General features: G+C 42.5%; 17 protein-coding genes. 11 read left to right on the forward strand and 6 right to left on the reverse strand.

Annotated elements, in window-relative coordinates; genetic code table 11:
- Positions 1 to 3 precede the first annotated feature (3 nt).
- The gene (locus tag AC57BQ_RS03790) at positions 4 to 1329 is read right to left on the reverse strand and encodes a sugar porter family MFS transporter (RefSeq protein WP_496404996.1); all 1326 of its coding nucleotides are present in this window, start codon (positions 1327 to 1329) and stop codon (positions 4 to 6) included.
- Positions 1330 to 1671: 342 nt separating this feature from the next.
- On the opposite strand from AC57BQ_RS03790, the gene AC57BQ_RS03795 reads away from it, so the two are divergent.
- From AC57BQ_RS03795 to AC57BQ_RS03835, 9 genes are all read left to right on the forward strand, one after another.
- Positions 1672 to 4443 carry a substrate-binding domain-containing protein gene (locus AC57BQ_RS03795; RefSeq protein ID WP_496404997.1) on the forward strand — a complete coding sequence of 924 codons (2772 nt, stop codon included), beginning with the start codon at positions 1672 to 1674 and terminating at the stop codon, positions 4441 to 4443.
- 352 nt (positions 4444 to 4795) lie between these two features.
- Complete coding sequence (locus AC57BQ_RS03800) at positions 4796 to 5377, forward strand: RNA polymerase sigma factor (RefSeq protein ID WP_496404998.1); 582 nt, start codon at positions 4796 to 4798, stop codon at positions 5375 to 5377.
- Between the two features lie 99 nt (positions 5378 to 5476).
- Positions 5477 to 6580, forward strand: coding sequence for a FecR family protein (locus AC57BQ_RS03805; RefSeq protein WP_496404999.1), 1104 nt, complete (start codon positions 5477 to 5479; stop codon positions 6578 to 6580).
- A 167-nt stretch (positions 6581 to 6747) separates the two neighbouring features.
- On the forward strand, positions 6748 to 10188 hold the full coding sequence (locus tag AC57BQ_RS03810) for a TonB-dependent receptor (RefSeq protein ID WP_496405000.1): 3441 nt from the start codon (positions 6748 to 6750) through the stop codon (positions 10186 to 10188).
- A 27-nt stretch (positions 10189 to 10215) separates the two neighbouring features.
- The gene (locus AC57BQ_RS03815) at positions 10216 to 11751 is read left to right on the forward strand and encodes a RagB/SusD family nutrient uptake outer membrane protein (RefSeq protein ID WP_496405001.1); all 1536 of its coding nucleotides are present in this window, start codon (positions 10216 to 10218) and stop codon (positions 11749 to 11751) included.
- Between the two features lie 343 nt (positions 11752 to 12094).
- Positions 12095 to 12703, forward strand: a complete 609-nt coding sequence (locus tag AC57BQ_RS03820; protein WP_496405002.1) for an RNA polymerase sigma factor — start codon at positions 12095 to 12097, stop codon at positions 12701 to 12703.
- Positions 12704 to 12766: 63 nt separating this feature from the next.
- On the forward strand, positions 12767 to 13990 hold the full coding sequence (locus AC57BQ_RS03825; protein WP_496405003.1) for a FecR family protein: 1224 nt from the start codon (positions 12767 to 12769) through the stop codon (positions 13988 to 13990).
- Between the two features lie 365 nt (positions 13991 to 14355).
- Positions 14356 to 17631: a SusC/RagA family TonB-linked outer membrane protein gene (locus AC57BQ_RS03830; RefSeq protein WP_496405004.1), complete on the forward strand. Its 3276-nt coding sequence runs from the start codon at positions 14356 to 14358 to the stop codon at positions 17629 to 17631.
- Positions 17632 to 17651: 20 nt separating this feature from the next.
- The gene (locus AC57BQ_RS03835) at positions 17652 to 19214 is read left to right on the forward strand and encodes a RagB/SusD family nutrient uptake outer membrane protein (RefSeq protein ID WP_496405005.1); all 1563 of its coding nucleotides are present in this window, start codon (positions 17652 to 17654) and stop codon (positions 19212 to 19214) included.
- Positions 19215 to 19516: 302 nt separating this feature from the next.
- Here AC57BQ_RS03835 and AC57BQ_RS03840 read toward each other — a convergent pair whose 3' ends face one another.
- The 3 genes from AC57BQ_RS03840 to AC57BQ_RS03850 form a co-directional block, all read right to left on the reverse strand.
- Entirely contained in the window at positions 19517 to 20242 is a 726-nt protein-coding gene (locus AC57BQ_RS03840; protein ID WP_496405006.1) for a Type 1 glutamine amidotransferase-like domain-containing protein, read from the reverse strand.
- 609 nt (positions 20243 to 20851) lie between these two features.
- Positions 20852 to 21658 (reverse strand): carboxylesterase family protein, encoded by an 807-nt coding sequence (locus AC57BQ_RS03845; RefSeq protein ID WP_496405007.1) that lies wholly within the window; start codon positions 21656 to 21658, stop codon positions 20852 to 20854.
- A 7-nt stretch (positions 21659 to 21665) separates the two neighbouring features.
- The gene (locus tag AC57BQ_RS03850; protein ID WP_496405008.1) at positions 21666 to 22646 is read right to left on the reverse strand and encodes a GlxA family transcriptional regulator; all 981 of its coding nucleotides are present in this window, start codon (positions 22644 to 22646) and stop codon (positions 21666 to 21668) included.
- A gap of 328 nt (positions 22647 to 22974) precedes the next feature.
- On the opposite strand from AC57BQ_RS03850, the gene AC57BQ_RS03855 reads away from it, so the two are divergent.
- Positions 22975 to 23802 (forward strand): alpha/beta fold hydrolase, encoded by an 828-nt coding sequence (locus AC57BQ_RS03855; protein ID WP_496405009.1) that lies wholly within the window; start codon positions 22975 to 22977, stop codon positions 23800 to 23802.
- Between the two features lie 98 nt (positions 23803 to 23900).
- A complete protein-coding gene (locus tag AC57BQ_RS03860) occupies positions 23901 to 24494 on the forward strand; it encodes a dihydrofolate reductase family protein (RefSeq protein ID WP_496405010.1) in 594 nt (197 codons plus the stop codon).
- 830 nt (positions 24495 to 25324) lie between these two features.
- Here the strand turns inward: AC57BQ_RS03860 and AC57BQ_RS03865 are convergent.
- Positions 25325 to 25798 carry a YybH family protein gene (locus AC57BQ_RS03865; RefSeq protein WP_496405011.1) on the reverse strand — a complete coding sequence of 158 codons (474 nt, stop codon included), beginning with the start codon at positions 25796 to 25798 and terminating at the stop codon, positions 25325 to 25327.
- Between the two features lie 157 nt (positions 25799 to 25955).
- Positions 25956 to 26432: a hypothetical protein gene (locus AC57BQ_RS03870; RefSeq protein ID WP_496405012.1), complete on the reverse strand. Its 477-nt coding sequence runs from the start codon at positions 26430 to 26432 to the stop codon at positions 25956 to 25958.
- Positions 26433 to 26596 lie beyond the last annotated feature (164 nt).

A 26596-nucleotide genomic window follows, 5' to 3' on the forward strand; every position in this document is an offset into this window, starting at 1 on the left:
TGATTAATGCATTACCATATTGGTTTCTATCTGCTCTAAGGAACGGCCTTTGGTTTCGGGCATAAACCGCCAAACAAAAATGAGCTGGCATACCATCATCACACCAAAAAATGAAAACGTAACCGCGCCGCCTAATGACTCGGCCAGGTAGGGGAAGCAAAAAGCGATGATGGCCGCCATTACCCAATGGGTGGAGCTACCCAGTGTTTGACCTTTGGCACGTACCTGGTTTGGGAAAATTTCGGATATAAAGACCCAGATGACCGCCCCCTGCGAAAAGGCAAAGAAGGCGATGAACATCATCATATAAACAGGTATTGCAAATCCGCTTAAATGCCCGGAGTAAAAGGTGAACGCCACCAGGAATAACGATGCTATTAACCCGAATGAACCAACCAACATTAATGTGCGTCGGCCCACCTTATCAATAATATTGATGCCCAGCAGGGTGAATATAAAATTGATTAACCCGATGCCAACCGTAGATAACAGCGAAGAGTGCGCACCAAGCCCGGCCATTTCAAATATGCGGGGCGCGTAGTATATAATGGCGTTGATACCAGATACCTGGTTAAAAAAGGCGAAGAGCACAGCCAATATTACCGGTGTTTTATACTGACCAGAGAAAAGCCTACTGCTCGATGCGGTATCATGAAGGGTTGAGTTTTTGATAGCCGCCAGCTCCTGATCGCAGTTAAGCGGGTTTATTACGCGCAGTATCTCCAATGCCCTACCTGTTTCGCCTTTTTTAAGGATGAGCCAGCGCGGGCTTTCTGGTATAAAGTAAATCAGCACTAAAAACAATGCAGATGGGAAGGCTTGTACACCCAGCATCCAGCGCCATGAAGCTTCGCCGCCCTGGCTAATGAGATAGTTGGACAGGTACGAGATAAGAATACCCAATACCACATTGAACTGGAACAAACCTACCAAACGCCCCCTTCTATCGGCGGGCGATACTTCTGAAATATAAATAGGCGCTGTTACCGATGATATACCTACACCCAGGCCACCTAATAGCCTGAATACTAAAAACAGATACCAGTTATCTGCCAGCGCGGTACCTATTGATGATAGCAAATAGGCGGCAGCCACGAAGTATAAAGTGTTTTTTCGTCCGAAGATATCTGATGGCCTTGCACCGAACAATGAACCAATTACGGTACCAATAAGCGCGATAGATATAGTAAGCCCATGCTCCATTACAGACAGGTGCCAGAATTGCTGGATAGATTTTTCGGCGCCCGATATCACAGCAGTGTCAAACCCGAAAAGGAAGCCACCAAGGGCCACGACCATGGACCAGGCCAGGACGGAATGTTTTCTCATAATAATTATAAAAGGTGTTAATTGGATTTACAGTTGCAAAGTAGGACGATATGCAAAGCGGCAGTTATTGATTTTATACCAAAAGAGTATAAAAATTTAGATAATTATAGATTGTTGATTATCAGTTATATAAAACAAAATTCCTATACTGTTTCACCCGGATGTTTGATTTTGATACACCGTATTTCCAGTTTTGATACATGATGACACAGTGGAAGCCGTAGGATGGAGTCTGTTATTTGCATTATAAAAACTTTTATCGATACTTTTGTATACGTCCCTCCCAAAAAGGATTGTATTAACCAATAAAACCATACGCAAACGGATACTTAATATTTTATAATGGCTTTGCTTTATCACCTGCGCAATCTGTTATTGCTAACCATATTTATTATACTAATGGTATTTACCGGCTGTAAAAAAGCCGACAAAACATCACAGTATACCATAGGCTTTTCGCAATGTGTAGGCTCAGACTTGTGGCGGCGCAATATGCTCGATGAAATGAAAATGGAACTGTCATTACATCCCGATGCCCGTTTTATTTATGCCGATGCCGATAACAGTAGTAAAAAACAAATTGAACAGGTAAAACAAATGCTGGATGAAGGCATCGATCTGCTCATCATATCGCCAAACGAGGCGCAACCTTTAACAGGCATCGTAGAGCAAGCGTATAATAAAGGCATCCCGGTTATTGTCATTGACCGTAAAACTTCGTCAGACCTTTACACCGCTTATGTGGGTGCCGATAATTACCAGATTGGCAAAATGGCCGGCGAATACATTGGCAGTAATTTAAAGGGCAACAGTAATATTGTAGAGGTGATGGGTCTGCCCGGCTCTTCGCCTGCAATTGAAAGACACAGGGGCTTTAGCGATGCCTTAGCCAAATTTAATAATATACACATTAAGGCCCAGGTATATGGCGACTGGCTGAAAGATCATGCCCAAAAACAACTTTATCAGGTACAGCCCGATTTAAACGCAGCCGATGCGCTGTTTGCCCATAATGATGTCATGGCGAGCGCATCCAGAGAGGTTTTGAACAACCTGCATGTAAACCACCACGTTAAAGTATTAGGTGTTGACGCGATGCCCGGAACCGGCGGAGGCCTGCAAATGGTAGCATCAAAAACTATTGATGCCAGTTTGGTATACCCCACCGGTGGTAAAGAGGCTATTACCATCGCATTCAGGATCTTGAATAAGGAGGCTTTTGCCAAAGAAAACATCCTGCAATCGCTGGTTATCGATTCAACCAATGTGCAGCTGATGAAAATGCAATGGAACAAGATCAGCAGCCAGCAAAAGGATATTGAACGGCAGCAGTCATTACTGGAAGAACAGCGGCAGGTTTACAACAGCCAGCAGCTCATTTTAAATATCATTATCATAACACTGGTGCTGGCCATTGTTTTTGGCGGGCTTGCCTTTTACTGGCTGATGGAAAACCGCAAGATTAACAAAAGCCTGGAAGCAAAAAATAACGAAATTTTGTTACAGCGTAACCAATTAATGGAAATGTCGGCCCGGGCTGAGGTTGCCACCGAAGCCAAGCTGAATTTTTTTACCAATATCTCGCACGAGTTCCGTACGCCATTAACGCTCATCCTGTCACCGGTTGAGGATATGATGAAAAACGAGAGGCTGAATATGATAGCGGGCAAAAATTTAAAACTTATCCATAAAAATACATTCAGGCTGTTAAGATTGGTTAACCAGCTGATTGACTACCGCAAAATTGAGTACGATAAACAGCAAATTAACGCGGCACCAAACAACCTGATTGATTTTGTTATGGATATCATGGATAGCTTTCGGCATAATGCCCGGAAACGGAACATTAGCCTGAACTTGATATCGGCAGAAAAAAACATCAGTGTATGGTTTGATGCGAATATGCTGGACAAAGTTTTCTTTAACCTGCTATCCAACTCATTTAAGTTCATTAAAGACAATGGCCGCATCCAGGTAACCTGCTCTCAAAATACCGAAAACGTTGAAATAGTTGTCCAGGACAATGGCATAGGCATGGAGCCGGAAGAAGCTGAACACATTTTCGACCAATTTTACCAGGCCGATAATGGCGATGCAAAGGGTTCAGGCCTGGGACTTTCCTTATCTAAAGAGATCATTTCCCTGCACCATGGCAGCATCAGAGTAAGCAGCAAAAAATGGGAGGGAACCATTTTTACCATTACACTGCCGCTTGGCAATCCGTACAACTACAGTACCGGCCAAGTCGGCAAGCCTGTTAACACTGTAGCCATTGATGAACGCTCCCGTATTTATACGGCTGATCTTGAACAATATGAAATAAATACCGACACAACTGCCCTTGCCAACCCTAAAGAGCAATCGATCCTTATCATTGAAGATAATACCGATTTGCTTGGTTACCTTGCCGATAAAATGGGTGCTGATTACGAAGTCTTTACAGCGGATAACGGTGTACTGGGTTTGGCGGAAGCATTTGAAAAAGTACCCGACCTTATTATATCAGACGTAATGCTGCCCGGCATGTCGGGCAAGGTCATTACCGAAAACCTTAAAACGGATATCCGTACATCGCACATCCCGGTGATATTGCTTACGGCGCAGGCCAGCGTTGAGCAGCAAATTGATGGTATTGACAGCATGGCCGATGTGTATATGGTTAAACCTTTTAATTATGATCAACTACTGGCAACGGTAAAAAACCTCATCAAAAACAGGGTGATACTTAAGGAACACTTTACCAGCGATGTAAGCCACGGCAAAATACCGGTATCAAAATCGCTTGATAAAAAATTCCTTAACGATTTTGCAGGTATAGTAGAACAAAACCTGGCCAATGAAAACTTTAATGTAGATGACATCTGCAAAAATATCGGCGTTTCGCGGGTACAATTATACCGTAAAGTAAAAGCGTTATTGGGCTGCAGCATTACCGATTATATTTTGAACCGCCGGTTAAAAAAGGCCCGATACCTATTGACTCATGAAGGATATTCCATCTCCGAAATAACTTACATGGTAGGCTTCGCCAGCCCCAATTACTTTTCAACGGTATTTAAGGCGCAGTACCATTGTACCCCAAGTGAATATAAACGCAAGCAACAACATTCATAAGGGCTTAATTGATTTATTATCTGCTTATTAGACTGGATGTTCCGAGCACTTTGCCAGTAAAAGCTCCGGCTGCAACTACATCTGTACACTCTGTGAGCCGCCTCCGGATGTAAAATACGCCCTCAGTATCCATAATCAAGTAAATAAGGATTATAAGTCATCCCTATCTAGATGGATAGGTTTTTACCAGGAAAGGAATGAAAAGCCACTGCTCAGCTCCAACATGAAATATGCGTAGTAAATACCTGCAATCGATTGCATTTTTAAAATAAATTTTTAGATTTGTTCAACTGGTTGTAACGCAAATTTTACATGTGTTGTTTTAACACTTAAATTTTAAATCATTCCTAAATTGCCAAATTACACTTACATATCTAATGAAAGCGTACTTCTATTATGGAGTGAGTTCAGGTTGGGCAATGCAGTTTCATATGCCAGCCTGATGCGTATTTTCAGTAACCCGATGTACAGATATGGGATTAGATTTCTCGACGATCCCGATTTTGTAAAGGATTGTATCCAGGACGTGTTTTTTGAGCTTTGGAACCGCAGGGATAAAATAAGGCAGGCAGAATGTGTTAAATCCTATTTATATAAGGCGTTGAGATTGCGGATATTCAGGGAAAGGTCAAAATGGAAACCATCGGAATTCATTGAGGATAATTATGAATTTATGATAGAATTTGACGTGGAGTCAAGCATCATCAATGAGGAGGTATCTCAGGAAATCTATCATCGGCTCGAAAAAATCCTGGATAATCTTCCCAAACGTCAAAAAGAAATTTTATACCTGCGGTTTTATGAAGGCATGAGCCCTGAAAAAATCGCCGAAGTGATGGATCTTAACCGGCAGTCGGTGTATAACCTGATGCATGAATCCATCATTAGCTTACGAAAGTATTGGGCAAAAAGCCCGGTTTATTACTGCCTTTGATCTCCTTTTTATCAATCCGGAAATTATTTTAAGATTTTTCCAGTAGATTTTTCCTTTTGCTGCATATAGTTAATGTAGACCAATATTATAACCTGTTTCATGCCTGAAAATAAATATCATAAAATCGAAGATTTTTTAATGGATAATTCTTTTGTAGAATGGGCCCTGGGTAATTCGGCAGAGGAGGAGGATTATTGGAGAAATTTTCCTTTACAGCACCCAAATTGTGAAGATATTTTTAAACAGGCTTGTGCTATTATACAGTCATTCCATATCAAATCCGTAAATGATCTTTCTGAAAAAGATATCGACCTGATCATAGATCAGGTGAATAGCCGGATTAAGGGAGGGGGAATAACGCCTTATTATATTCAGCCAATTAAATCCAGAGGAAATAACCTGTTACGTTTTGCCGCCATTTTAATTATAGCTGTTGCAGTCGGCCTTGTGGCTATCAATGTCAGCAAAAAACAACAAATGGATAACCAGGTAAATTTGCAAACCAGCAGCCATGTGATTAATAAAAGCGGGACGCCGATGCTGGTAAAGCTGCCGGATAACAGCTCTGTGATACTTCAACCCGGCGCTCAAATAAATTATCCTAAAATTTTCAGCAGCAGCAAACGTGAGGTAAACCTCAAAGGGGAGGCGCTTTTTGAGGTCAGTAAAAACCCTGCAAAACCATTCTATGTGTATTCAGGTGAACTGACCATACGGGTTGTGGGTACCAGTTTTAAGGTTAAGGCCAATGATAGCGAAGGGCAATATAAAGTTTCGGTTAGTACGGGCAGGGTAGAGGTATCAGCCCATAAACTTGAAAGCACAGGATCAAAAAACAAGCCTTCGATAGTTTTAACCGCTAACCAACAAGCGGTTTTATATCGTGAAGATCTAAAGCTGGAGAAAGTGGTTTTAAAAAAGCCCATGCTGTTATCAAAAGAGTCCGCCAATATTCACTTCAATTTTTCCGCAACACCATTTTCAAAAGTGGTAACAACTATGGAGGATGCTTATGGGGTACATATCACCTATGATGAAAAAGTAATGGGCAATTGCCAGCTTACAGCATCCCTAACGGATCAATCTTTAGATGAGCGGTTAAAACTGATCTGCAAGGCTGTTGAAGCCGAATACAAGATAATTGACGGACAAATTATAATAACCGGCCATGGCTGTGATAATCAACTGATTTTAAACAATTAATCCCCTAAAGATATGTGAGAATAAATATAAAAAGCTTTTGAAAAAATCACCGGCAGTGCTGACACACCGCCGATGAGGTCGGTTTCTTCCTGTCATCTGCGACCAACAAATTGAACAGGAAGCTTTTCGTCGAATTTTTATAAAATCCAATTAACCAAACCAAATTTATGAAAAAAAAACGTTCATTAACTGCTATTATGCGTGTAACGGTTATCAACATGGCTTTATGCCTCACCTTAGTCAGCGGGGCTATTGCCAGTAGTAGTAAGGCCCAGGTTCTTGATAAAAAAATAAGCCTTGAAGCAAAGGATAAGGAAATGCGCAAAGTGTTAGTTTCAATTGAAAAAGAAGCCAACATTACATTTATATACAGTCCGATGCTGGTGCAAACCAACAATAAAGTAACAGTGAAATTCAAAAACGAATCCCTGTTAAATATCCTTTCGACGCTGCTAAAGCCACAAAATATCAAATATGAAGTGTCGGGTAATGTAATCGTGCTTAACAGGATGCTGGCGGCTGGTGACGAGCCGGAAAATCAAACGATGAGGACATCACAGGAAATCCCTGTCACGGGTATGGTCACCGACGAAACCGGGGCACCTATACTGGGCGTAAGTGTAACCGTTAAGGGGAGCAATGTTGCGGTAAGTACCGATATCAAAGGAGGCTTTAAAATCAACGTCCCTGATGCAAGCGCTGTATTGGTATTCAGATCCGTTGGTTATTTAACACAGGAAGTAGTGGTCGGCAATAATACGGTTATTGATGTACAACTTAAAACGGATTCAAAATCACTTAACGAAGTTGTCGTAGTCGGTTACGGATCGCAAAAGAAAAGTACGCTTACCGGGGCAATCACTTCATTGAATGCCCGTACCATTAACGCTTTACCTGTTGCCAGTGTTGAACAGGCCCTGCAAGGGCGTGTTGCAGGCTTAAATGTAACCAATAACGGCGCACCAGGTACACAGCCTATTGTAACTATCAGGGGTATCAGTTCAATCAATTTTGCGTCTGATCCATTGTATGTGATTGATGGCTTTCCTACCGGAAACCTTTCATCTTTCGACTCAAAGGATATTGAATCTGTTGAGGTATTGAAAGATGCAAGTGCTGCTGCTATTTACGGATCAAGGGCTACCAATGGGGTTATACTGATCACCACAAAGAAAGGTGCCCGCAACGGAAAAGTGCAGGTGAGCCTTGACTCATACGCGGGTATTCAAAGTCCGTCAAAAACATTAGATCTGTTGAATACAGAACAATATGTTCAGTATGCCACCATGCTTTTAGGGGCCGATAAATTACCGCCGCGTTTATCCCAGGCTAATTTTAACAAGCCTATTTACGCAGGAGCAAGCCAAACCTACGCGCAAACGAATACCGACTGGCAGGATGCTTATTTTAAACGCAATGCTTTAATAACATCAAACAATGTGTCCTTAGCTGGTGGTAATGATGTATCACGTTTTTATACTTCGGCAGGATATTTTAAACAGGATGGTATAGCACAAGCCCTGAGTTATGATCGCTATAATTACCGTATCAATTCTGATCATAAAATAAGCAAGGTATTTACTTTTGGTCAAAACCTTTATTCGGCGGTTAGCAATCAGCATTATGACGCGACTCAGGGTAACAGAACGCAATTGACCAATGTAGTCAGGATGCTGCCATACATCCCATTGCATGACCCCACCACAAACGGAGGCTTTCAAGGTCCTATCAGCAGTTTTGATGGATCAGACCCTACAAATCCTGTGGAATCAGCCCAGATCGGGTCAAATACTATCAAAACGATTAAAATTTTAGGAACCGCGTTTTTGGATGTCAACTTTACCCCGTGGTTAAAGTTCCGGTCTACTTTTGGTATCGATTACACCAATGGTTATACCCAAAACTATACACCTATTTATAATGATGGGGGCACTTTGAGCGCTACCTCGGCATCAATTGCCAATCAGCGAGTATCGTCAACAACCAAACTCTATACCCAACAGCTTTCTTTTGATAAAAGCTTTGGAGCTCATCATATAGCGGCAACCGCTGTTTACGAGCAGCAGGGCCTTACCTTTACTACGGAAACATCATCCGGGACCCAGTCAACCAACCTGGTTAAAACACTTAACGGTGCATCAAATATATCGGCCAACAATATTAATCAAAGCAACCTGTTGCAATCACTCGTAGGCAGGGTAAACTATGATTTTGCCGGTAAATACCTTTTAAGCGGGTCTATTCGTCGTGATGGGTTGTCGATCTGGGCACCAGGTCATAAATATGCCAATTTTCCCTCAGCCTCAATTGGCTGGAAGATCGATCAGGAAGATTTCCTGAAAAATAACCCATCTGTATCCGAATTGAAATTGCGGGCAGGTTATGGTTTAACCGGTATTCCTCCAGGCGGACTTGGTAACTATCCATATCTGTCACCGGTAAACTCAAACCAGGCCTTCTACCCGATAGGAAATATTGCGCCGGGAAGTGCTAACGCTTCGTTTACCAATGGCTTATCAAATCCTAATCTTAGCTGGGAAAAAACCAAGCAACTCAACATTGGTGTAGATCTGGGCCTGTATAACAATACCATAACGGTAGTGGCGGAGTTTTTTAAACGTAAAACCGATAACCTGATCCTTACAGTACCCACTGCACCCAGCCAGGGATTTCAGGGTGTTGGTACGTTAGCTAATATTGGCGCAATGCAAAATACCGGTGGCGAAATACAGTTGGGTTATCATAAAAGGGATGGCGAGTTTAAATGGGATATTACCGGCTTGTTAAGTATTATTCGTAATAAAGTACTCAAGCTAAATACCGCAAATGCATCGATCCCATCTGGCAGCGATGCCGATTTTGGAGGTGGAGATGTGTTTACCAATACCATTGCCGGTCAGCCGGTACAGTCATTTTATGGTTGGATAGCCGATGGAATTTTCAAAAATGCTGCGGAGATTGCCAATAGCCCTACACAGGCTAATGCTGCTCCCGGTGATATCAAATTCAAGGACATCAGCGGCCCGCAAGGTAAACCGGATGGGGTGATCGATTCCTATGACCGTACCTATATCGGCAGTTTCCTGCCTAAGTTCACTTACTCTTTAAACTATACGGCCAATTATAAAAACTTTGACCTAGCCATATTTTTTCAGGGTGTACAGGGCAACAAGATCCTGAATGCCGAGCGGATTATACAGGAAGGCATGCCCAGATTATTTAATGCAGGCACCCAGGTCTTAAATGCCTGGACACCACAAAACCCCAATAGTACAATGCCCCGTGCCATTGCCGGTGACCCTAACCGAAATGGAAGGCTCTCTACCCGGTGGATTGAGGATGGATCATACCTGAGGCTTAAAAACGTAATTATTGGTTACAGCCTGCCACAATCTGTGCTTAGGTCCTTTGCCAATAATGCCATTAGCCGCCTTAAATTCTATGTGTCTGGCCAAAACCTGCTGACTTTTACAAAGTACAAAGGTTTTGACCCGGAAGTAGGTAATAAAAATCAAAATACCACAGGTGGTAATTTGACCAACGGTGTCGATTTTGGTCAGTACCCGGTAGCCCGTTCATTTCAATTTGGCATACAGGCCGGTTTTTAACAGTTAAGATTTTTAAAGGAAAATATTATGAAAAGCAATAAGACTTTTAAATACCTCATTACTTTAGGGCTTATAATAACAAGCATTTTTTCATGTAAAAAGGATCTGGATATTAGTAATCCAAACGTCGTGACTACGGATAATTACTTCAAGAATTCAAGTGAATTAACAGCTGGCACTTATGCTATTTATTCAACATGGCATGCCATCGGCCTCGTAGCCCGGGAATGGTTTTTTCTGCATGATTTGCGGAGCGATGACGTAGTAAGCGGTGGCAGCCAGTTAGAGGCTCCCCGCAACCAGATACTGATTGGTGTGGTTGATCCCGCTAATCCGGTGATGAATACAGTTTGGAACACCCTTTACACGGTTATTCACCGGGCTAATACGGTTACAGATAATGCGCCAAATGTAACCGACAATACTGCTGTAAGGGATAACCTGGTGGGCGAAGCCAAATTTTTAAGGGGTTGGGCCTATTATGAACTGGCAAGCATGTGGGGTAGTGTGCCTATTTATACAACTACCGCTAAAACCCCAACCGATTATCAGCCTAAATCAAAAGTTGAGGATGTTTTTGCCCAGGCGGTAAAGGATCTGACAGAGGCAGCAGCCGTATTACCGGGTAAATCGGCTACAGACAAGGGCCGTGCAACCGCTTCCGCGGCAAATGCTATGCTGGGCCGTGTTTTAATGCAAACCGGCGATTATGCAGGTGCCAAAGCGGCCTTACTAAAAATACCAACTTCAGGTGCCGATGGTTATTCGCTTACCCCAAGGTTTCTTGATAATTTTGAAGAGGAAACAGAATTTAACAATGAATCGATCTTCGAAATGATCTATTCGGATAAAGGCGATAATGGTTTTAACTGGGGGAGTGCTGTTGGAGACGGCGCTTCTGCTGCCCAGACCACCGTACGGAATCAGGAATATAACCCAATAGGCTGGCGTAACCTGATTCCATCAAACAAAATACTTAACGAATTTGAAAATACGGCAACGGGCGCTGCCAAAACAGATCCTCGATATGCCTACAGTTTTTACCAAACAGGTGATACGTTTAACAACGGTGCCTCTACATTAGTTGATGCCGATCAAAATGGGAACTCATCTGTTGTGAATGGCAAAACTATTAAGGTTGGCTTCAGAAAGTTTCAGCTCATTTATAAAGAAGACAAGGCTACCGCATCCTATCACCCGGGCAGCAACAACCAAAGGATTATAAGGTATGCGGAAGTGCTTTTGAATCTTGCTGAGTGCGAAAATGAACTGGGTAACACCAGTGCTGCGGTTGCGTATTTGAACCAGGTACGGGCAAGGCCAAGTGTCGCTATGCCACCTTATCCAACATCACAATTCCCGGTAGGATCAAAGGCCGATGTCGTTAAAGCCATTATGCACGAAAAAACAGCGGAAATGACGAATGAAGAGGTGAGGAACATTGATATTTTAAGATGGAGAAGGAAAAGCTATTTTACTACCGAACCCTTATCATATTATACTCCTTCAAAAGAATTTCTACCTATCCCGCAATCTGAAATTGATAACAATCCTAAACTTTAATACGATAACGATACCGATAAAAGATGAGATGTTTTTTGTCGGTATCGTTTTTACGACGAGCAGAAATCTGCAGGATGGCCTTTCCTGGTATTTTTACGGTTGGATCGGGTATACGACAGGCTGCGGAAAGGGCCTTAAAGACCTTTACAGCTTATTAAAGTTCTTTAATTTCTTTATCTCCATTTCTCTTGCCCGTTCCCCGGAACGGGGCATCTTATAGGTCGGAATCCCGCACCTGCATTGTAGAATAAACTGACCTGTAATAATTTACAAGTGAAATAATTTACAAATTTTGTTTGTTATTGCATAAATTTAACGACCGATTATTTAAACAACTGATACTTTGCAGATAAAGTCATTGTATGATCAGCAACATATACGCACCAGGGTATCCCTTGGAGACCAGCAGGCCTTTGCCTTATTTTTTAACTACCATTGGCCGCAGATTTATAGCACGGGTTTAAGGCTGACCAAATCGCCAGAAAAGGCCCAGGACCTCGCGCAGGATATTTTTATTAAGCTCTGGGAAAACCGGCATAAGCTAATCGAAATAAAGGAAGAAGATGCCTATGTCTATATCTTATCGCGCAATGTTATTCTTGATTTTCTGCGAAAAAAGGTTTTCGATACCGAAAATATTGAAGCCTTGGTTGATTACTTTGAAGACAGTACCGTTACGCCGCAGGAAAAGTTGGAATATAATGAATTAGAAAATATCCTTAAATCCGCTATCGATCAATTGCCGGGAAAAGTAAAAGATGTATTTATGCTGAGCAGGGTGGATGGCCTTACTCATGAACAGATTGCTCATCAACTAAGTATATCTGTAGTATCCTCAAAAACCTATATAGTGAGAGCACTGCAGGACATCCGCAAATTCATGGCTTTACATACAGATAATCCTGCCATCATTTTTGCCGCCGGGGCTATTTTGTACGGCCTATCAAAATAAATAAATATTTTTTGTCTTACCCTGTCGCTCTTTTACGTCTTTAGTATCAGTAGGCCCTGATTAATGCATGTTGCAAGGGGTACGTCCTATACCAATAAGATGCACCAGGAAAGATTTAAAGTATTATTTGAACAATATCTCCATGATAGCCTTCCACCCGAAGATCTTTCGGAATTACAGGCAGCTATTCAGGATGACCGCTATCGGGCATTATTCGATGATTTGCTTAAAAATGCATTCCAGGAACCAGCTTTTGCAGAGGTAGATGAAGGGGCCAGGCAATCCGTTTTAAACGCCGTCAGTTTCAGGATCAACCAGCAGGAAGATACTGAGTTAAGAAACACCGATAAAAGGCGCTTAATTCCTTATCGTTGGTTAACCGGTGTAGCGGCTTTGCTATTTTTTGCTTTCGGTGCAGGATGGTTTTTTCTGCGGAATAAAGATAAAGGGCCGCATGAAAACACTTATGCCCATGATATCAAACCAGGCATCAACAAAGCCACACTGACCCTTGCAAATGGTAAAAAACTGATCCTTACTGATTCCCTGCAAGGTCAACTGGCCAGTGAGGCGGGGATCATAATCAGTAAAACAAAGCAAGGCCAGATTGTTTACACCGTTGCGTCGGATAAGGATAGCGACCATCAGGCACTACAGTATAACATCTTAACGACAAAAGAAAGCGAACAATTCCAGGTAATTCTTCCTGATGGTTCCCATGTTTGGTTGGATGCCGCCTCCTCCCTGAAATACCCCGTAGCTTTTAACGGAAATGAACGCAAAGTAGAATTGACCGGACAAGGTTATTTTGAAGTGAGTCATAATGCAGCTGTACCCTTTATCGTAAAAACAACCAAAAGCGAAGTGCAGGTATTGGGGACACATTTTAATGTTTCTGCGTATGATGATGATCAGGATACCAGAACAACCCTGCTTGAGGGTGCGGTAAGAATAAAAAGTAAGCTATCGGCTGCTATGCTGAAACCCGGCGAACAAGCTGTTTTAAATGATAAGGGACAGCTAACAGTTAATAAAGAAATAGATGCAGAAATGGAGATCGCCTGGAAGAACGGGCTATTTGATTTCAAAAAAGCCGGTATTGAGCAAATTATGGCCCAGGTATCACGCTGGTATGGCATTAAGGTTACCTATGAAGGAAAGATTCCTAAGACAAAGCTTACCGGAAGAATGCCACGCAATGTAGACATTGCTGAGTTATTGGGAGTATTGCAATTTGAAGGGATCAAATTCCGGATAGAAGGAAAAAATATTACTGTTACTGACTAAGGCAAAGGCAGGCTCATGAGAAGGCCAACCTATTCCATGTCTCAGGCAGCAGGCTGATAATCAATAACCAATTATTCACTTTAATACTAATTATGGAGAAATAAATACGAAAGACCACCTAAAAAACGGGTACCTTTTTAAGCTGATAGATAGGATACGGGTATAGTTTACCCGTATCCCTGCAATTCATCTGTAAATTAAAAGACCGGGAAGTGCTCTAACACTTTCCCGGTTAATATCCGGGTATCCAATCATCAGAAGTAACCAATTTAAATCTAACGTTTAACCCCAAACTAACCAAAATTATGAAAATTAATTTAAAGTGCGCGGAAGCGTCATGGCGCACTATGTCCAAAATTTTTCTAATGATGAAACTAACGATCGTCTTATTGATTGCAGGACTTGCACAAGTAAGTGCGAAAAGCTATGCTCAGCTGATAACCCTTCACGAAAAGAATGTATCCATAGAAAAAATCTTATTACTGATAGAAAAACAGAGCGGGTATCATTTTATATACGATGATAATCTTGATGTTCTTAGATCCAGAACCTTAAATATTAGTGTCGAAAAGCAAACTATCGGCAATGTGCTTGACCAGTGTCTCAACGGGATACCAGTTAGTTATAAAATATTTAAAAAGACTATTGCCTTAAAAGAAACAGAGCAATCACAAAGCGATAAGCCGGTTATTACTGTTCAAAATATCAACGGAACAGTTACAGATGACAAAGGGGCTCCATTGCCCGGTGCGTCCGTTATGTTAAAAGATGCGCAAAAGGGTACGGTCACTAATGCTGCGGGGCAGTTTTCGATCGATGCCAAACCGGGTGATGTACTTGTCATTTCTTTCGTAGGATTTCAAACCAGGGAGATTGTAATTGGTGCACAATCGAAAATTGAAGTCAGGATGACTGCGCTCACCAGTGCGTTAAATGAAATGGTTGTTGTAGGCTACACTACACAAAGCAGACACAAGCTCACCAGCGCAGTAGTCACCGTTTCCGGCGACGAACTGAACAAAAGGGTAGCCACCTCTCCTGCAACTTTACTACAGGGAAAACTTCCCGGTTTACAGGTTGTTCAGGGTTCAGGTGAGCCGGGAGCCGAAAATGTCCAGCTTACAATCAGGGGTACCGGTACCTTCAGCGGTGCTGGGTCAAATCCATTAGTGATCGTTGACGGCCTTCCCGGCAGCCTGGATGTGCTGAATGCGAATGATATAGAGTCGATCTCCGTATTGAAGGATGCGTCATCTGCCGCGATTTATGGATCACGCGGGGCGAACGGTGTGATTGTGGTAAAAACCAAGCGGGGCAAAGCCGGCAGTCTTGCTGTTCAATACACCTACAATTTCGGGATTTCCAATGCGACGAAGCTTCCGGATCTGGTTACCAACTCCGCCACCTATATGCAGTTATCGAATGAAGCACGTACCAATTCTTCATTGGCCCCATTATATACGCAAGCTCAGATCGATTTGTATCAAAATGCGACGGACCAGGTGAAATATCCAAACCATAACTGGCTGGATGATATCTTTCGCACCGCTTACACACAAAATCATTACCTGAACATGAGCGGAGGTAAGGATAGCACAACTTACAGTGTGGGTATCGGGATCACTAACCAGCCCGGCGTTATGCGGGGATTTGACTACTCAAAGTATACGCTCTCGCTAGGGCTGAATTCAAAGCTTAACAAGAGAATAACGTTTGGAAGCGATATACAGATGCGCTATGGCAAAAAGCTCACACCCGAAAACGGAGCAAGTGACCAATTTCTTTCCGCACTGGCGCAATCTCCTTTGTATCCGGCGCAGGTGGATGGGAAATGGATAAAAAAAGCCTATTCAAATGAACTGGGTAATAAAAATCCGGTGGCCATCGTGGATGAAGACATCAGGACCCGGGGAGATGACAAATACATTCAAGGTAACCTGTCACTGGATATTGATCTTTTCAGGGGGTTGAGATGGGAGAATAAAGCGGGATTCAATTATGGGATTTATAAATTCAATGATTTCAGACCCATTATACCCACCTATTATTATAGTGATATGAGTCCCGCGGGTAATCTCGATGACGGATCCCCCGGCCTGAATGTAGGCAATTCAGACAACTTATACACCGTTTATTACAGCCAGCTGACCTATAAAAAGAGTTTTGGAGGGCATAATTTTTCGGCGTTTGCCGGCTTGCAGCAGGAGAGGAACACGGGCAGTAATATCAATGCATCCAGAACACAATATGTTACAAACTTCCTGAGAGAACTGGATGCGGGACCCTCTGACGGGCAGACAAACGGCGGTACATCCTCTTCCTGGGCGATCAGTTCTTTATATGGTAGTGCCAATTACGATTATGAAGATAAATATTTGCTCGGCGCCAGCATCAGGTATGATGGAACATCCAGGTTGCCATCTGATACCCGTTATGGAACGTTTTACTCATTTTCAGGCGGATGGAGAATTTCAAAGGAAAATTTCCTGAAAGATGTTTCCTGGTTAAATGATTTGAAGATCCGTGGTTCCTGGGGACAATTGGGTAACCAGAATATTGGAACATATCCTTATCAGTCTACATTATCGGGCGCTAATTATGCTTTTGGCGGTACGGTTACATCTGGTTTTGTTTCCAATACGTTGGTTGACCAAAACCTCACCTGGGAAACTACCCGGGTAGCTGATGTAGGTCTTGATATGACTGCATTTAATAATAAACTGGTTTTCTCGGCAGATTATTTTAATAAATATACCTTCGATATCTTAAGGGGATCCCAGGTTCCTTACTACGTCGGCCTTAATGCACCTACTATAAATAACGGAGCCCTGAGGAATAAAGGCTTCGAGTTTGCAGTTCAATACAATGACAGGATTGGCAAAGATTTTACGTATACCGTAGGGTTAAACCTGCAAACCTACAAAAACAAGCTTGAGCAATATGGATCAAAGGACATCAGCGACCATACCATCAGAGAGGAAGGGCATGAGCTCGATGCTTACTATATGTATGTTTGGGATGGTATATTTCAAAGTCAGGCCGAGATAGATAATTCTCCGAAACAACCGGTTACCCCAACGCCGGGCGATCTGAAAATAAAAGATATAAATGGTGACGGGAAAATAGACGCAAATGACAGAACCTATGTAGGCGGTAAATTTCCGTCTTATCAATATTCAGCTAATTTGGGAGCTGGATACAAGGGCTTCGACTTTAGTGCGCAAATTTATGGTTCTCAAGGTCAGAAGACATATGTTAACGGTTGGGGAATAGAACCTTTCAGGCAGGGCTCTATTCCAACAACAGACTGGCTGAACCGTTGGACGCCAACCAATCATACCAATACCATGCCTAAGATATACGTGGCAGATGGCTATGCACCTGTACAAAATTACCCTTCTACTTATTTCTTAAAAGACGCTTCCTTCATCCGGCTCAAAAGCCTGCAACTCGGCTATAGTTTTCCGATATCCATGCTGAACAGGATCTCGATTAAAAGCCTTCGGATTTTTGTAGCTGCTGACAACGTGTTCACCATTAGTAAATATCCAGGTTTGGACCCTGAACGTGTTGGAGACGGTAACTATGTTACCTATCCTCAGAACAGGACAATAACCTTTGGTGCATCCATTAAACTTTAACCCTATTAAAGCAAACGATTATGAATCTTTACAATAAATATATATTCATGCTGATCATGTTATCAGTCATGCTGATATCTTGCAGGAAAAGTTCATTGAACCTTAATCCGCCTGATCAACTATCTACGCAAAATTTCTGGAAATCAGAAAGCGATGCGGACCTTGCATTAACAGGGTGTTATAACTTTTTATATGCATCAGGAGGAGGCTATTCGACCTCGCAATACGAGGTGGTGGCCTGGGATAATTTTAGTGATAACTCTTACGGGCAATATAACTACGGAGGTGGAACAAGCGCATTATCTTCCGGTCTTTCAGCCGGCGTTTTTGACACCTATAATCTTTTCCAATCATCTTATTACGTGAATAATTATAAAGCGATAGCTTCTATTAATTATTTCCTGGCCAATGTGGATAAAGTGCTCACCGGTGATAAGCTGAAGCAATACAAAGCTGAAGCGTATTTCCTGCGTGCCTTTAATTATTACTGGCTTGCTGTGTTGTATGGCAATGTCATTATAACAACGGCAGACCCATATACCCTTGACTATACCAAACACATGGCCAAATCTAGCCGGGCAGATGTTTTAAAGCAGGTTGAAGCGGATCTGGATCTGGCGATCGCCGGCTTGCCGGATGTTTCCTACAGCAGCGGACATGCGGTTAAAGGAGCAGCGCAAGGTTATAAAGTCAGAGCGTTGTTGTTTGAGAAAAAGTATACAGAGGCCGCCGCCCTTGCCAATGAAATAATAACAGGAGGAAAGTTCTCATTGAATACTTCCTATCCCGCAAACTTCTATAAGCCTGCTCAAAACAGCAGTCCTGAAATTATGTTCTCGGTAAAATACCAGCTTCCGAATTTGTCTCATCAGGATAATGGGATCAGCGTTCCCCTGCAACGTTGGAAAGGTGAACTGGCCACACAGGACCTCGTAAACGAATATGAAGCCGCAGATGGCAAAGACACGACCAGTTCCGGGGTATATGTTCAAGGGAAACCTTATGACAACAGGGACCCTCGTATGCGTATGACCCTGTTCTTTCCAGGCGACACCAAAGTCCAGGGATGGCCGTTCACCGGATCTTATGCAGTGGCTACGCCAGGAAAAGATTCATGGATTGTCGGCTACTATCCGGTCAGGAAATGGCTTGACCCTGCCTTGGTAGATCCTGATTACGGCGTAAAAGGTGATAATGATTTTGTTTTACTCCGTTACGCGGATATTTTACTGATGTATGCAGAAGCACAAAATGAAGCGTCTGGACCGGACGCAAGTGTTTATAATGCAATAAACCTTGTTCGGGCCCGGGTTAATATGCCTGGTTTATCTGCTGGTTTGTCACAAGCGCAGTTAAGGGAAAGAATCCGGCATGAGCGGCGCGTGGAATTTGCCCTGGAGGGAATACGCTATTTTGACCTGAGGAGATGGGGCATCGCAACGCAGAAATTAAACGGTTTTGCCCAAAATCCTTTATTCCCTACTGTAAAAACTAAATATGCTGACAACTATGATTTCTGGCCTATTCCACAACCGGAAATTGACAGAAATGCGCCCGAACTCGTGCAAAATCCCGGGTATTAAGCAAACCCTAATGATTTGCGCCGCAAACTTAAAGAAAATTAACTGGACACTATTCACACCGGATGGTATCCAGTAAGGTTTAGGCGTAATTCTGCGATATTTTCAAGTTCGCGGCAATATCATGGCAATGAAAAAAAATATCGTAAATTATTGATTTACAGCGTTAAGTGTATGCAGGTTTCATACTCTTCCTCTCAACTGGATATAAAAAGTCCCGACAATTAATTGTCGGGACTTTTTTGTTTGGATGGTGCGGAGATGATGCCGACCATGGGCTGGAAGGTATAGAGCTTGAGTTGTTGTTATATAGCTTGATCGAAGCGTTTCCAGGTTCCTTCTGAGATCACCTCGATGTTTCCGCCGGTGACTATGATAGCGGTCTGTTCGTCGATGGCGTAGACGGGGCAGGGGAGCATGGAAGCCCAGGTAGGGGCATTGGCTATAGAGGCACTGCGGTGGTTTTCGTTGTTGTAGTGGGGGATGACGGCAAAATCGATGTACCCGGCGCCCTGGGCGGTGATGAATGTTTGGGTGAATGTATCGAACCTGATGGTCTGGGTGGTCAGAGGCTGGGCGATGGTGGCAGGCAGGTTGTTGTAGGTTTCGCCGAAGAGGTTACTGGTGGCGATGGCACCGGCGCTAGTTCCCACATAGACCAGGTTATCGAGGGTTGGCAAAAATTCGGATAGGCCTGATTGTTTTAACCAATAGCTGATAAACAGCGGGTCGCCGCCCCACACGAGCAGGGCATCTGCTTCGCGGAGCGCTTGTTGCCAAACTGCTGCACTGATGCTGGGGAGCATGGTCAGTTCCAGTAGTCCTAAGGACTTCCAGCCTAACTGGCACATGGCTGAGCCGAGCTGTCCGTTCATGGCTTTCCAGGCGAACTGCGGGCCGCCGGGAAAGGGGTACATTCCGGTCGGTACGAAGAGCGCGTTGGATTCTTCAATGGGTTTACCTAACAGGTTTGTTAGTGCATTTTGGATGCTTGGATTGGCAATGCCGCTGGAGGTTAGTAAGAGCTTCATATGTATAGTAAAGATAAAGATAAAGAAACGCTAAATTTATGAAGGGGGCCAGCGGAGGCAAAATGAAATTTAAACAAAAACAGGGCGCCCGCTTAATGCAGGCGTCCTGTAACCATATATAGGTATAAAGCTTGATTTAACCGCAATGACAGGCACCGTCAATACAGGTGCCCGGTTGGTTTACGGCTGCACAATAATGTACACATGAAGATGGCACACAAGTAAGCGCCTGGCCACCTTTTATTTTTTTCATTTCATTTTTTGTCAGGCTTGTGCCGAGACTTTTAAATTTTTTCATCGTTTTTAGTTTTTAAAGGTTAAGAATGACACACAAATTTACCTTGGAGCCTGCTGTGAAAGTTCACAGACTTATAGCCGTTCAGATGCAATAAGGTGGTTAACTAATATACGATAACATTAACCAATAATTACAATGAAGGTTTAACTAAAATTGTGCTTTTAACCTTAATTTCCGTCTTCAGATGGCGTATGCGTACCGCGTGTGCTTTCACTGTTAATTATTCAATGCACATTAGGATCACACGCGACACGCGTGCGCCAGCAGAGGAGGTGGCGGTTTTAGTCAATATTGTAGCCTATTACTATACCTTATTTTTTAAATGAAAACAGCCACGGAAACAAATCGGGTTCAGCAAATACATTGGCTTCAATGTTATGTTTTAAGCCTGGGTATTCGGTATATTTCGCATTTTTTGCACCGCTGTGTTGTAACGCTTTAATCAGGCTCCTATCGGGCCATGGATTAATAATGTCATCGATCGCACCGTGAAAAATCCACACGGGAAGGTTGACAGCCCTTTTTGGATATAGCTCTACGTTACCCTGCCCGCATATAGGAAAAGCAGCCGCAAAATAACCAGGATAATGGATGATCAGATCGTAAGTGCCAAAGGCGCCAAGTGAAGTGCCGCCCAGGTAAATTCTTTCTCTGTCTGCGATTTGATGTTCGGCCAGGCTATCCATTAAAAGCTTTACCAAACGTTCCGGTGTTGAAAGGGCCAGGGTGTTCATCTTATGGTTAAACGCTGCTGTTGTATCGTAGGGCGGCCCCGGAGGGTTTTTGAACCACATGCTGTCCGCAGGACATTGCGGAAAAACTACAAGTGAAGGATACTTTTTCCGGACCGAATCATTTAAAAAATCCTTGCCGGCTCCGTAATACGGACTATGACCGCCGAGTTGTTGTTCATTATCATTTCCTCTGAAGCCTGCACCATGCAAGTAAACAATCAAAGGGTATGATTTTTTTGAGTCATAGTTTTCAGGATATAATATCCGGTAACGCAGCGTGTCTTTGCCCTTAATAAATAGCGCTTTTTGATATAGATGGAAATCCTGTGCCTGGGAGAAATGACCGCAGATTAATAGCGTGAGAATAGAAATAATTTTTTTCATATGCATATCAATTCTCTACTGCCACTTTACTATACTTATTTCTGTATTCAATTGGCGTAATTCCCGTAACCCTCTTGAATACATCTCTGAATGCTTTCATATCACTATAACCAACATCAAACATAACTTCCGATACGTTTTTTCTTGAGCTTTCAAAACTGCGTTTGGCGGCTTCAATTCTTACCCTTTGTACATATTCAACAGGCGTATTATTGGTAGCCAGTTTAAATCTTCTTTCAAAGGTTCTTTGGCTAATGTCTACTTTATCTGCCAGACCATTAATGGTTAATTTATCCTGATAACTTTTTTCGATATAGTTTTGTGTTTGTAAAATCTCCTTATCATTGTGGGCTTTCTGTCCGGTGAAAATTGTAAAAGCACCCTGGCTGTTCCGATCTATATCTATGGCAAAATATTTGGCGGCCAAAATAGCGGTATTTCTATCGGTGTATTTTTCTAATATATAAAGCAGCAAATTCCATATTGAGTTTGCACCGCCGCTCGAATAAATTTTACCTTCATCAGTAATAACAGAACCCTCTACAATATTTATTTCCGGGAACATATCACGAAACTGATTATAATAGGCCCAATGTGTAGAGCATCGCTTACCATTTACCAAGCCGGTTTCTCCTAACAGGAAAGCACCAATACATAAACTTGCGACCTCGCTGCCATTTTGGTGCATCTTTTTTATCCATGGAATTACTTTCTCATTTGCTTTTATCGCTTTATCAATTTCTCCATAAATGGCTGGTATTATGATCAGATCAGTTTTTTGAATGTCTTTTATTAGCCGGTCTATTTTTACGGAGTATTCGCCATCATTGGTAGCTACATAATCTTTTAAGCCTACATATTCCACATCAAATAAAGGGTTTTTACCGAATGCTTTTAAAAAATCATTAGCTGTTTTAAACAAACGGTAGGGCGGGGTTACAGCCTCAATGGCCGCATTTTCGGGCACATAAACAGACACTTTTTTCATTGGAATAATTATTCGTTAATAAGTTGTTTTTTAATAGTACTCATGAGTGCTGCACAGTTTGGTTTTTTAATGGTAATGAAGCTATCATGAGCTGTATTTTTCATTAAGGTTTGTGAGCTGTAGCTCATGCTGGTTTCATTGTTATATTTTCTTTTCCTAAAGATAAATATGTTTTGGCGGAATTTACCCTCTAAGTTGTCGTTTTTGCACTGTATCAGATCCTGAAGTAAATTCCAACTTTGTATTATCAATAAGTTTCAAACTAAATTTAAATGTCGTCATGAAAAATTTATTCAAAACACCTAGTCCTCTTAAATCAATACTACTAATGGCAATCATTGTATTTGCAGCATCTCCATCAAACGGGCAACAAAGTAAACCTGCCGACAGTGGCTACGTACCTGTTAATGGCACTAAAGTTTATTACGAAGTGTATGGTGAGGGCAGGCCTATCGTTTTACTGCATGGTGCCTTTATGACCATCGAAGGGAACTGGGGACAATTAATACCTGAATTGTCAAAAACAAGAAAAGTAATTGCTATTGAATTGCAGGGACATGGACACACACCGTTTTCAGACAGAAAATTATCGCATGCTACTTTAGCCAGTGATGTGGCAGGAGTAATGGATCGCCTGAAAGTTGACAGTGCCGATGTGGTTGGATATAGTTTTGGCGGCTCTGTGGCTTACCAGTTTGCTATACAAAGCCCTAAACGATTAAGAAAATTAGTGATCATCTCTTCTACTTATAAAAGTACTGGTTGGAGGCCCGAAATAGCTAACGCGTTTAAAGGTATGAGGCCTGAATTATTTGCAAATAGCCCGATGAAAGTGGCATATGATGCGGTAGCGCCCGACAAAACAAAATGGACAAAGTTCTTAGAGCAGATGATCGCTTTCGCCGGTGAGCCATTTGATCTGGGCGACTCCAATATTGCGAAAATTTCTGCGCCTGTATTGATCATCTCGGGCGACAATGATGGTCTGGATAAAGTGGAGTTGGCGAAAACGTATCAATTACTGGGAGGTGGTGTATCTGCTGATCTGGCACCGATGCCAAAATCACATCTGGCAGTTGTTCCTTCGCAGAGCCATGTTGGCCTAATGATGCAGACTAACACCATATTAGGTTATCTGGATGGCTTTTTAAAGTAAACATAATCGTATCTGGTATTAAAAAGATGCTTCGATAAATATTTTCGAACCCTTAAATAGAAAATGAACAAAAACGCAACCACTTCAATTAAACTACTATGAGAAAGATAATCGTTTTAACATTTATGACATTAGACGGAGTAATGCAAGCACCAGGCGGACCTGAGGAAGATACATCAGACGGCTTTAAATATGGCGGTTGGTCTGCACCGTATGAGGACGAAGTTTCTGGCAAGGTGATGCAAAAACAGATGGAACCTACTGATATTCTTCTGGGCAGAAAAACATTTGATATTTTTGCTTCCTACTGGCCAGCGCATGCGGATTATTGGCCGGGTATCAATGATGTCACGAAATACGTCATATCCAACACCATGAAAGAGTCTGGTTGGGAAAATTCGGTGTTCTTGACAAGCGTGGCAGATATCGAAAAACTCAAAAATTCAGAAGGTTCCGACATCAAAGTTTGGGGCAGCAGCGAACTCGTTCAGCTACTACTGAAGCATGATTTGGCGGACGAACTCTGGCTCAAAATTTACCCGGTGATTCTTGGCAAAGGGAAAAAGTTGTTTGACAACGAAGCGGTTCCGGCGGCATTTAAATTAACAGATAATCATGTTACCCCAAGTGGAGTTATTTTTGCCAATTACAAGCGAGCTGGAGATGTAGAGACAGGTACTATTGGCGCTTAAGAGCGTGCAATAATTTCATTTCCCTCAGGGTTCTCTGCGAGAGGCCTTGAGGGGACGTAAAAAGTGGGTTTACATGGTTTACACAATTTATGGTTAATATTCATTTATTTATTTGATAATCAAGTGAGTATGTAGATTTTCTTACAAAAAGTGTAAACCCAACACCGTAGTTGGGTTTACATTATTCATTTGCCACCACAGATACCCCTCCGCTTACACACTCGTCATAGACCACAGGTGTCGGGAAAAGCAAAATTTTATAAATGACAACGGAATTAAGTCTTCCCACCACCTATGGTCATAAACGAACACGAGAGAGGCCTCATACAACATGCTACAACCAGATTAGTTTATAAAAAACAAGCACAATCGTTTTGGTTGGGCTTGATATTATATTCAATATCCTATTCACCACACGCGGCACGCGTGCGCCAGCGAAGGGCTCTGTTACACCAAGTGGAGTTATTTTTGCCAATTACAAGCGAGCTGGAGATGTAGAGACAGGTACTATTGGCGCTTAAGAGCGTTTCGCTAAACGCTTCAAATCCTCAAGAAAGTGGTTCGAGTTTAGCCTTATCGGGCTACGAAAGTTAAAAGCCTCAAATCGAAAGATTTGAGGCTTTTAACTCTGGGGTATTTTGTGGGTTTACACTATCGTAATAATATTCTTGGGTTTAATTATGTAATTAATTGATTATTAATAGTTTATAATGATGTTAACCATGAATTATGTAAACTATGTCGCCCCCTCAGGGGCTCCTGGAAGAGGCACTGAGGCAGTCTGTAAATCAGGGCACTCTGCGAGAGACCCTGAGTAGATACATAAGGTCTTATCGCACCGCGGGAGCGTTGCTATTGAACATGTCGCGGAACATTTTCCAGCCCTCGCTTGTCTTTTTCCAAAGAACAAGGTATTTCCCTTTACCCAGGGTATTATTGTTAGCCCCAAACATCTCATAGTTTCCCTGTTCGGTGACATATTCATCGGTAAGGCCATACAGGTCGAGCGTATTAAATATGATGTTACGCACGCCGGAACGGTAGGCGAATTTAAAAAAGGCCAGTTGACCTTGTCGGCCGCAAATTGCCGGTGAATTGGCCGGGAGCAGGCAGGCATCAGCTGTATAGCTGTTTAAAAATAAGGAAGAATCCCCTTTTATAAATGCTTCACCATAGTTTGTGTTAACGATGTTCAAGGCGGCTTTAACCTTGCCAACATCGGCGTTTTGTGCAAGGGCCTGTTGGCCTCCGTAAAATAATAGGTAAAAAATGGTTAATGTGAGCAGCAAGCTTTTGTTTGTCATGATGTTTAAGGTTGGTTATAAAATAAAAAGGTTTTCTGCAAGCTAATCATAAGTCGTTGATATGGAGACCCGGTATCCACTTATTAATCAAACCTATACAGAGATCCAGTTAAAAAAATGTTTTCATTCAGAATAATCCATTAAAAAGCGATCCTATTTATCCTCTTTTAAATAGCAGGGTGTCGATGGTTTTCCAGCTCTGCCCATCCGGACTCCGTTCGTAGCTCATTTGAAAATGGTTTTTGTCTATAAGCATGTATCGGAAGCGTTCGAAAGTTTGCTGAGGCCCGGTTTCATCTTTGCGGGAGAGGATGATCACATCCGGATCGGTGTTAACTCCAGAGAATGTACGATTGCCATGAAAGTTATCGAAAATGGTAGCTGAAAAACCGGATTTTGAGCGATCGAGACCCCACATGGACAGGGCCTTGTAGGTATTGGGTAGCTGGTCTTCGTGTGTATAGCTGAGCCAACAACTGTCGAGTGATAGATGGAAGGTGGCTTTGGCTGCGATCTTTCGGCCGTTAGCGAATTCCCCTTCTCCTTGCCAGGAACCCTCCAGAAAACTGGCCATCGGTGGTATCGTAGTCGGCGTAACCGCGTTTTGGGCCCGTATATTTAATGTGTTTATCATCAAAAGAGTACTGATGATCCCCAATTTGATTTGCATCGCTTTGTTAATTATTATAAAACAAAGCTTTGATAATTTATGGAGCCGGGGAAATTAATTCAATGGTTATCGAATTATTTTCAACGACTTACCGGAAATGTACGCTAAGGGGACAACAACAAAAAAGC

Source organism: Mucilaginibacter sp. BGA-UO-ETr-C110 (assembly GCF_059567985.1).